Origin of the sequence: Thermosulfurimonas sp., from assembly GCF_015491435.1 — a bacterium.
GTDB lineage: Bacteria > Desulfobacterota > Thermodesulfobacteria > Thermodesulfobacteriales > Thermodesulfobacteriaceae > Thermosulfurimonas_A.
Genome location: NZ_WFVX01000160.1, coordinates 1 through 9,009, shown reverse-complemented (window position 1 = coordinate 9,009; position 9,009 = coordinate 1). Strand labels below are relative to the sequence as shown.

General features: G+C 57.5%; 10 protein-coding genes. 5 read left to right on the top strand and 5 right to left on the bottom strand.

Annotated elements, in window-relative coordinates; genetic code table 11:
• The 4 genes from F8J34_RS07230 to F8J34_RS07215 all read right to left on the bottom strand — a co-directional run.
• On the bottom strand, window positions 1–756 hold a 756-nt coding region (locus F8J34_RS07230), incomplete at its 3' end, for a radical SAM protein (protein WP_297057728.1).
• A complete protein-coding gene (locus F8J34_RS07225; protein WP_297057726.1) occupies window positions 753–1,025 on the bottom strand; it encodes a type II toxin-antitoxin system RelE/ParE family toxin in 273 nt (90 codons plus the stop codon). The genes F8J34_RS07225 and F8J34_RS07230, both read right to left, overlap by 4 nt.
• Window positions 1,018–1,266, bottom strand: a complete 249-nt coding sequence (locus tag F8J34_RS07220) for a type II toxin-antitoxin system prevent-host-death family antitoxin (protein ID WP_297057724.1) — start codon at window positions 1,264–1,266, stop codon at window positions 1,018–1,020. The genes F8J34_RS07225 and F8J34_RS07220 overlap by 8 nt, the downstream gene beginning before the upstream one ends.
• A 45-nt stretch (window positions 1,267–1,311) precedes the next feature.
• Window positions 1,312–2,868 carry a bifunctional aminoglycoside phosphotransferase/ATP-binding protein gene (locus F8J34_RS07215; RefSeq protein ID WP_297057721.1) on the bottom strand — a complete coding sequence of 519 codons (1,557 nt, stop codon included), beginning with the start codon at window positions 2,866–2,868 and terminating at the stop codon, window positions 1,312–1,314.
• Window positions 2,869–2,955: 87 nt separating this feature from the next.
• On the opposite strand from F8J34_RS07215, the gene F8J34_RS07210 reads away from it, so the two are divergent.
• A complete protein-coding gene (locus F8J34_RS07210) occupies window positions 2,956–3,720 on the top strand; it encodes a slipin family protein (RefSeq protein WP_297057719.1) in 765 nt (254 codons plus the stop codon).
• A complete protein-coding gene (locus F8J34_RS07205) occupies window positions 3,717–4,187 on the top strand; it encodes an ATPase P (protein ID WP_297057717.1) in 471 nt (156 codons plus the stop codon). Before F8J34_RS07210 ends, F8J34_RS07205 begins: the two co-directional genes overlap by 4 nt.
• Here the strand turns inward: F8J34_RS07205 and pabB are convergent.
• Entirely contained in the window at window positions 4,184–5,926 is a 1,743-nt protein-coding gene (gene pabB, locus F8J34_RS07200; protein WP_297057714.1) for an aminodeoxychorismate synthase component I, read from the bottom strand. The two genes, F8J34_RS07205 and pabB, sit on opposite strands and share 4 nt — an antisense overlap.
• Before the next feature lie 64 nt (window positions 5,927–5,990).
• On the opposite strand from pabB, the gene F8J34_RS07195 reads away from it, so the two are divergent.
• The 3 genes from F8J34_RS07195 to F8J34_RS07185 all read left to right on the top strand — a co-directional run.
• Window positions 5,991–7,094: a radical SAM protein gene (locus F8J34_RS07195; RefSeq protein ID WP_297057710.1), complete on the top strand. Its 1,104-nt coding sequence runs from the start codon at window positions 5,991–5,993 to the stop codon at window positions 7,092–7,094.
• 10 nt (window positions 7,095–7,104) lie between these two features.
• A complete protein-coding gene (locus tag F8J34_RS07190) occupies window positions 7,105–8,583 on the top strand; it encodes a class I SAM-dependent DNA methyltransferase (RefSeq protein ID WP_363315431.1) in 1,479 nt (492 codons plus the stop codon).
• Window positions 8,573–9,009 (top strand): DUF1016 N-terminal domain-containing protein (locus F8J34_RS07185; RefSeq protein WP_297057730.1); only part of this gene is annotated, 437 nt, incomplete at its 3' end. The genes F8J34_RS07190 and F8J34_RS07185, both read left to right, overlap by 11 nt.

The window sequence follows — 9,009 nt, the reverse complement described above, 5'->3', positions numbered from 1 at the left end:
GGGAAGTCGGGGATCGGGGTTTACCGGAAGATAGGCCGAAAAGTACATTCGGGAAAGGAGCCCGTTGCGGTAGAGGTTTTGGGCCAGGCGCAGATAGTCGTAGTCCGTCTCCGGGCCGGCCCCGACGATTACCTGGGTGGTGAGGGAGGGAGTCTTTCCGGCCTCAAGGGCCGCCTCGCGGGCCCGGGCCAGGGCCGAGATGAGCCGGCGTTTCTCCTTCCCCGGGGCCAGTCTTTTTAAGGTCTTTTCCCGGGCGAACTCCAGATTGGCGCTTACCCGCGTGGCAAGCCTCACCGCCTCGCGCACCTGCTCCGGGGCCGCCCCGGGAAGGATCTTCAGGTGAAGATAGCCGCAAAAGCCGGATTTTCTTAGGAGCCTGGCCGCCGCAAGGAGGCGCTCCATGGTCCCTTCGGCCGAGCCCTCCACCGCGGAACTCAAAAACACCCCCTTAATAAGCCCCCGGCGGAAGAGCTCAAGGGCCACCTCCGAAAGCTCCCGGGGCTCAAAAGCGGCCCGCGGGATCTCGTTTTCCGCCCGATTCACGCAGTAGGCGCAGCGATGGCGACACCGGTTGGTGAAAAGGACCTTAAGGAGGGGAAGCCTCCTTCCGGATGCGGTCTGCGCCAGATAGATCCCGGGAAGACGCCTTCGCCCCTCAAGGGTTAACGGAGCCTCGGGGGATAGCCCCGTCCCGGTGCAGGAGTGATCATAGCTTGCCGCAGCCCCGAGAATCTCAAGCTTCTCCCAGGGGTTCATACTTCCTTACGGGAAAGTCTTTTATAAACCTCCTCGTCGTTTCGTTTTCCTACCAGGACTATCCGTAGTTCGTCTCCCTCAGGGTAGTAGATTATGCGATACTCTCCCACATCCACCCTGAGATAAGGGTATCCTCGGAGATGGCGGGCGTCAGAGGGGTGCGGATTTTCGCAGAGAGAAAGGATCTTTTTCACCACCTGACGAAATTGCTTGGGAGGAAGCTTTTCCAGAAAGTCGCGGGTCCTCCGGGAGATGAGCAGTTTAAACATCTTTCATCTTTTCAAGGATGAACCTCAGGGACTCCTCCTGAGAGAGGAATCCCTCTTTTTCCGCCTCCCGGGCCATCTCTGCCCACACCCGATCCTCTATTTCCCGCATCCGCTGGTACTCCTCCCAGGAGATAAGAACCGCAGCCGGTTTCCCAGACTTGCTAATGACCACCGGTTCCCTGCGGGCAAGGTCCAGATATTTTCCCAGCCGATTCTTTACCTCCGAGGCCTTGACTTCCATTGGACACCTCTTTTAGCTTTTTTAGCTATTTTAGCTGAAAAGTGATTAACCCTGCAAGAGGGCCTCTTCCACCCTCTCGGCGAGTTTCTCCGGCGGGGCGATGGTCTCAAGGCGAAGGAGGTTTTTGGCGGGGATCTCCTCCGGGGGCTCAAAGCGCTCCTTCTGGGAAAGATAGATCTCCCACCGGCCATCCGAAGGCTCCTCTTCCTTCTGCGCCCGTAAAATAAGCCTTTCCCTTATCACCTCCTCCGGGGCCTCACAGAGGATGAAAAGCACCCTGGCGGAAAGCCTTTCCGCAAGACTTAGCACCGCCTCGCGGTGTTTCCTTGCCCGGTAGGTGGCATCGAGCACCACGTCGCGGCCGGCGGAAAGCTCCTTTTCCGCCCGCTTTAAAAGTTCCTCGTAGGTCCGCTCGGTCATTTCCGGGGCGTAAAGCCCGGACTCAAAGGGCTCAAAACGGTGTTCCCCAGGCGGAATCCCGGCCAGCTCCTTGCGCACCACATCGGAGTTGAAATATGCGGCGAGCAGCCGTTCGGAAAGGGTCCGGGAAAGCACGCTCTTTCCGGTTCCCGAAAGCCCGAAGACCACGAGAAGAAACGGCCTTCCCCCGGCGTAAGCGTAGGCCAGGTCGAAATATCGCCGGGCCGAAGCGAGGGCCTTCGCACGGGCCTCCTCCGAAAGGCCCGGATCCTCGGAGGTGAAACAGCCGATCTTTCCCCGCACGTAGGCCCGGTAGCACTTGTAAAAATCCAGGATCTCGTAAAGGCCCCGGTCGCCGGAAAGCTCCACGTAGCGCTCAATGAAAAGGCGCGAGAGATGCGGAAGGCCGTGAAAGTCAAGGTCCATGGCCATGAAGGCGAGATCCTGGGCCACATCCCCGCAGCGGAAGCGCTCGTTAAATTCTATGCAGTCAAAGACATAGACCTCGCGAAGATCGTCAAAGCAGACATTGGCGGAATAAAGGTCCCCGTGGCCGTCGCGGATGAAGCCCTCGCGGATGCGCCGGGAAAAAAGCTCCTTCCTTTCCTCCATAAAGCGGCGCGACCAGGAAACGATGTACTCATAGCGCGGGCGACTTAAGGCCCGGCCCACGAAGGCCCGGGTCTGTTCAAAATTTTCCTCCACATTGAAGCGCACGGTCTCAAGGCTTCCGTAGCGGTTAACCTCCGGGCCGGTTTCGGCCTCCCGGAAGAAGGGGACCAGTTTCTGCACCAGAAGCTCTATATGTTCGGGGGTAAGCCGTCCCTCCCGGATGAGACGCCCCATCATCCCTTCCTCGGGAAGGCGCCTCATCTTGACCGCCCAGTCCGCAACCTCGCCCTCGGCCTCAAACTTAAGCCCCGCAGGAGTCCTCACCACCGGGACCACCCCCAGATAGATTTTCGGACAGAGCCTCCGGTTTAGGGCCACCTCGCGCTCGCAGAAGTGCCGCCGCTTCTCCAGGGTGGTAAAATCAAGGAAGCCGAAGTTCACCGGTTTTTTTATCTTATAGACCAGATCTCCGGCGAGAAAGACCCAGGAGATGTGGGTCTGGCGCAGTTCAACCCTTTCCGGCCGATGGGGATAGGCCTCGGGACGAAGAAGGTCCTTTATCTCCAGCATCGTTTAGGGATATACCACGATTTTTTTCTTTTTCGAAGCCCGATTTATGAGGTATAATGTTTTCAAAATTTTCTAAGAGGGGGTCCAATGACTTTTTCTTTTCCCTTACTTTTAATTCTGGCCGTGCTTTTTCTGGCCTCGGCTCTGAGGGTGCTTAAGGAATACGAGCGGGCGGTGGTCTTCCGCCTGGGGCGTTTCATCGGGGTCAAGGGCCCGGGGCTCATCATTCTCATTCCGGTGATCGACAAGATGGTAAAGGTGGACCTCCGGGTGGTCACCCTGGATGTCCCCACCCAGGAGGTCATCACCCGGGACAATGTGTCGGTTAAGGTAAACGCCGTGGTCTATTTCCGGGTGATTGAACCGGAGAAGGCGGTGATCCAGGTGGAGGACTACTTTTATGCCACAAGCCAGCTCGCCCAGACCACGCTCCGGAGCATCTGCGGGCAGGCGGAACTGGACGAGATCCTTGCCGAGCGGGAAAAACTCAGCATGAAGATCCAGCAGATCCTCGATGCGGATACCGATCCCTGGGGGATCAAGGTCTCCAAGGTGGAGATCAAGGAGATAGACCTTCCGGAGGAGATGAAGCGGGCCATGGCCCGGCAGGCCGAGGCCGAGCGTGAACGACGGGCGAAGATCATAAACGCCGAAGGCGAGTACCAGGCGGCAAAGACCCTTTCCGAGGCCGCGCGGATTATGGCCGAAAGCCCGGCCGCGATCCAGCTCCGTTTCCTTCAGACCCTGCGGGAGGTGGCGGCGGAGAACAACTCCACCCTGGTCTTTCCGCTTCCCCTGGACCTTATCCGTCCTTTCCTGGAGAAGCTTACCAAGGAGGCGGAAAAGGCATGATAAGGGTGGAGATTCCCGGCTTTGGCCCGGTGGAAATCGCCCATTTAGTCTCGGACTTTACCGGGACCCTTTCCGTTGACGGACGCCTGGTGGAGGGGGTGCGGGAGAGGCTCCTTTCCCTTTCCGAGCGGCTCACCATCCACATCCTCACCGCCGATACCTTCGGCACCGCCGAACGCGAGCTTTCCGGGATCCCCTGCCGGTTCCACCGTTTAAGCGGGGAAAATCACGATCACCAGAAGGAGGCTTATGTGCGCAAGCTTGGCCCGGAGCAGGTGATGGCCTTAGGAAACGGCCTTAACGATCGGCTCATGCTCCGGGCCGCCCGGGTGGGGGTGGCGGTGATGCTTCCCGAGGGGGTGGCGGTTGAGGCCTTACTTTCCGCGGACATCCTGGTGCGCTCCCCGGTTGAGGCCCTGGATCTTCTACTCGAGCCCCGGCGCCTTAAGGCCACCCTGAGGTTTTAAAGAAAATAAATCGCCTCCACCGGAATGAGCCCCCGGGCTGAATTTCCGATAAAAAGGCGTCCTGTGAGGAGATCGGAAAGGGTTATTTCGCGCTCTTCGGCCTGGCCGGTCTCCAGAAGTTCCTCCCGAAGGATCCCGGGAAGAAGCCCTAAGGTTTTCGGAGGAGTATAGAGTTTCCCGTTTATTTCCAGGAACACATTGGTGATGGTGCCCTCGGTGAGGCGGCCGGCCTCATCATAAAAGACGATCTCTGAGAGCCCCAGGGCTTGAGCCCTCTTACGCGCGGCTTCATACCAGGGGCGGTGGGTGGTCTTATAAAGAAGAAAATCAAGATCCGGGGAAAAATCGCGCCGCATAAGCCCCACCTTGACCGGCTGAGGAAACTCGGTAAGAGGGCCAGCCTCAACCGAAACCTCACCCCATTCTGAAAGGAGGATCCTTACCCTGGCCTTCTCCGGAAGTCCGGACGAAAGCTCTTTAAGCCTTTCCCGAATTCGCGTCTCCGGAAAAGGAAGCACAAAATGGGCCGCGGAGCGTTTGAGGCGTCTGAGGTGTCTTTCAAGCCTTGCCAATTTTCCCTTCTCCAAGCGCAGGGTTTCCACCAGGGAAAATTCCGGGGGCTCCTCGGTCAAAAACCGGGCCTTGAGCAAGCACTCCCGCCACTCCTCGCCCGGGTCGCTATCCCAGACCACCCCGGAGCCGATCCCAAACTCCCCGCCCTCCTCGTGAAGCACCACCGTGCGGATGGCCACATTGAAAAGGAAGTCACCGGAGGGGGCGATCCAGCCCACGGCCCCGGTATAGACCCCCCGGGGCTCGGGCTCAAGCTCGGCGATGATCTCCATGGTGCGAATCTTGGGGGCCCCGGTCACCGAGCCGCAGGGAAAAAGGGCCCTAAAGATCTCGTAAAGCCCGGTATCTTTCCGGAGGGTTCCGCTTACCGTGGAGATCATCTGGTGCACGGTGCGGTAGCGCTCCACCTTGAAAAGCTCGGGCACAAAGACCGAGCCCGGCTCGCACACCCGCCCGAGGTCGTTCCGGATGAGATCCACGATCATCACGTTTTCCGCCCGGCTCTTCGGATCCTCGGTGAGAAAGCGCGCCAGGGCCTCGTCTTCTTCGGGGAGGGCCCTGCGGGGGGCGGTCCCCTTCATGGGGGAGCTCGTAAGCGAAAGGCCGCGTCTTTCAAGGAAAAGTTCCGGGGAAAGGCTCACCACGGAGAAGTCTTCGGCCTCAAGCAGGGCGGCGTAGCGCACCCGCTGTTTGCGAAGGAGGCGCAAGAAGAGGTCCTTCGGGCGGCCGGAGAAGTCAAAGCGGTACTTAAGGGTGTAGTTCACCTGATAGGTGTCGCCGGAGGCGATGTAGTCCTTGATCCTTAAGATGGCCCGGCGGTAGGCCTCTTCGGTAAGGGTAAGGCCGAGGTTTTCGATTTTTACCGGGCGAATCTCAGGGGCCCCGGTTAAGCGAAAGGGCTCGGGAGGATCAAAGATCCCGAACCAGGCCAGAGGCACCCCCTGCGGGCGCCTTTTGCGGAAGGGGAAAAGCCTTTTCTCAAGGAAGTAGCCGAACTCGTAGGTAAAAAATCCCGCGGCAAAGAACCCCCGGGAGAGGGCCTCCTCCAGCCGCCGGAAGAATTCCCCCGGGTCTCCTCCGGAAAAGACCAGAATCTCTTTGGGAGCAGAAAAGAGGTAGCTTTTCCCCTGGGAATCGTAGGCGTTTAACCAGAGAAACCGCACCATCGAGAATGGCTTTTACCCTCTTTGTGAAGGGAATACAAGAGTCGGGGTATAATTGTAAAAGGGGATGGGTACCTGTCTTCATTGCGGAAAGAGTTCCCCGGTGATTTCGGCGCGAATCGGGTTCTGTGTCTCCTGCATCCGGGAGCATCCCGGGGAGGTTCTTCCCTGTATAGATAAGGTGCACCGGGAAAGTCGTCGGGTCTTCGGGCTTCCGGAGGTTCCTCCCCGGGCCGAAAAAGGGCTTCCCTGTAATCTGTGTTTGCATCGCTGTCGTATTCCGGAGGGCGAGAGGGGATATTGTGGAGTCTGGCGGAATGAGAGAGGGCGTCTCCGGGGGCCCGGGGTGGAGGTGGCCCGGGTCTCCTGGTATCTGGATCCCCTTCCCACCAACTGTGTGGCCGATTTCGTGTGTGCCGGAGGGCAGGGAGCCGGTTTTCCCCGCTGGGCCTACCGTCCGGGTCCGGAGTACGGTTATTTTAATCTGGCGGTGTTTTACGAGGCCTGCAATTTCAACTGCCTTTATTGCCAGAACTGGCATTTTCGGCGGGGCGGACGGAAGCGGTCGAGTGAGGAGATGCTGGCCGATCTTCGGCCGGAGGTCTCCTGCGTGTGTTATTTCGGGGGAGATCCCGGCCCCCAGGCCCCGCACGCTCTTTCTTTCTCCCGGCGAGCGATAAGAGAGGCCCGGGGACGCATCCTTCGCATCTGCTGGGAGACCAACGGGGGAGAGAATCCCAGGATCCTGCGCCAGATGATGGAGCTTTCGCTGGCCACCGGTGGCACTCTCAAGGTGGACCTCAAGGCCTGGAGTTCGGCGGTACACCGGGCGCTGTGCGGGGTCTCCAACCAGGCGGTGCTCGAAAACTTCCGGCTCCTTTCCGCCATGCTTGCGGCCCGGCCCGAGCCCCCGCCGCTCGTGGCCTCCACCCTCCTGGTTCCCGGTTATGTGGACGAGGAGGAACTTCGGGGGCTGGCCCGGTTTCTAGCGGAGCTGAACCCGGAGATTCCGTGGTCGCTTCTGGCCTTTCATCCGGATTTTTGGCTCACTGATCTTCCCACCACCTCGCGCGATCATGCTGCTCTGGCCCTTGAGATTGCCCGCTCCGCGGGGCTTAAGCGGGTCCATCTGGGGAATCGCCATCTCCTCAGTGAGGCCTATACGGTATAATATGGTTAATATGCCGAAAAAGAATCCTATAGATGAGTTTGTGGAAGAACTAAAGGGTCAAAATACCAGTACTTCCAAGTTGGAATTAAAACCACCCCGTCCACCAAAAGAGAAAAACCACAGTACGGCCAATCTTGGTTTCGAAGCCAGGCTCTGGGAGGCGGCCAATGCCCTGCGGGGAAGCATGGATGCCGCCGAGTATAAACACGTGGTGTTGGGATTGATCTTTCTTAAGTACATTTCGGACGCTTTTGAAGAACATCGCCAACGACTGGAACAGGAACCTTATGCCGATCCTGAAGATCCCGACGAGTATAGGGCGGCCAATGTCTTCTGGGTACCTTCTCCCGCCCGCTGGGAGCGTCTCAAGCAAAATGCCCGTCGGCCGGAGATCGGAAGAATCGTGGACGAGGCCATGGAGGCCTTAGAGCGTGAAAACCCTTCCCTTAAAGGGGTGCTTCCTAAAGATTATGCCCGCCCGGCCCTGGACAAACAGCGCCTGGGCCAACTCATAGATCTGATTACGAATATCCGGTTAGAGGGCAAAGAAGCCCGCTCCAAGGATGTTCTGGGGCGGGTTTACGAATATTTTCTGGGCCAATTTGCCAGTGCCGAAGGCCGCAAAGGGGGTGAATTTTACACTCCGGCTTCGGTGGTAAAGCTTCTGGTCGAGATGCTTGAGCCCTTTGAGGGCCGGGTTTACGACCCTTGCTGTGGCTCTGGCGGCATGTTTGTGCAGTCGGTTCGCTTCGTGGAAGCTCACGCCACCGGCAACGGTAACGGTGGCCGGGCCAGGGCTCGGATCAGCATCTACGGCCAGGAACTCAATTACACCACCTGGCGTCTCTGCAAAATGAACCTCGCCATCCGCGGCATAGAAGGAAAAATTGAGCAGGGTGATACATTCTTGAACGACCGTTTCCCGGATCTCAAAGCCGATTACATCCTGGCCAATCCTCCTTTCAATATGAAAAACTGGGGTGCAGAACAACTTCGCCACGACAAACGCTGGAAATATGGGCTTCCGCCGGCGAGAAACGCCAACTTTGCCTGGCTACAGCACATGATCCATCACCTCTCGCCGGTGGGTTACGCAGGGGTGGTGCTCGCCAACGGCTCGCTATCTTCCAATCAGTCAAACGAAGGGGAGATTCGTAAGAATATCGTGGAAGCCGACTTAGTGGACTGCATCGTGGCCCTGCCTGATAAACTTTTTTACACCACCCAGATCCCGGCCTGTCTGTGGTTTCTGGCCAGGGACAAGAGCGGCTTTTGTAAAAGCGTAAGCCTGGAAGAGATCCGTAAACACGACTACGTGCTCACGCCCGGACGGTATGTAGGCGTCCCGCAGCAGGAAGAAGACGACGAGCCCTTCGAGGAAAAGATGGTCCGCCTGGTGGCGGAGCTTGAAACTCAATTTACCGAAGGCGCAAAACTTGAGGAGGCCATTAGACGTAATTTAAGGGAGCTTGGGTTTTATGGTAACTAAAGTTAAAGAGTCTGAAAAACTTGTGCTTCCCAAGAATTATGAAGAAGTTTTATCTAGGCTTAAGGAACGCATTCGAAGATCCCAGATAAAGGCTGCTCTGGCAGCTAATCAGGAACTTATCCGTCTTTATTGGGACTTTGGTAAAGAAATTGTGCGGTTACAAGAACGATATGGATGGGGAGCGGGAATTATTGAACATCTGGCCAAAGACATTCAAAGGTCTTTTCCAGGGATAAAAGGTTTCTCTCCGAGTAACATTTGGAGAATGAGGCGTTTTTATATGACCTATACGGAGGATATAGAAAATCTTGCACAAGCCGCACGAGAATTTGGAGATCGAAATCTTGCACAAGTTGTGCGAGAATTGCAGGAAGGTAGGGTGCCAGAAATAGTGGCTTCTATTCCATGGGGACATAATGTCGTGCT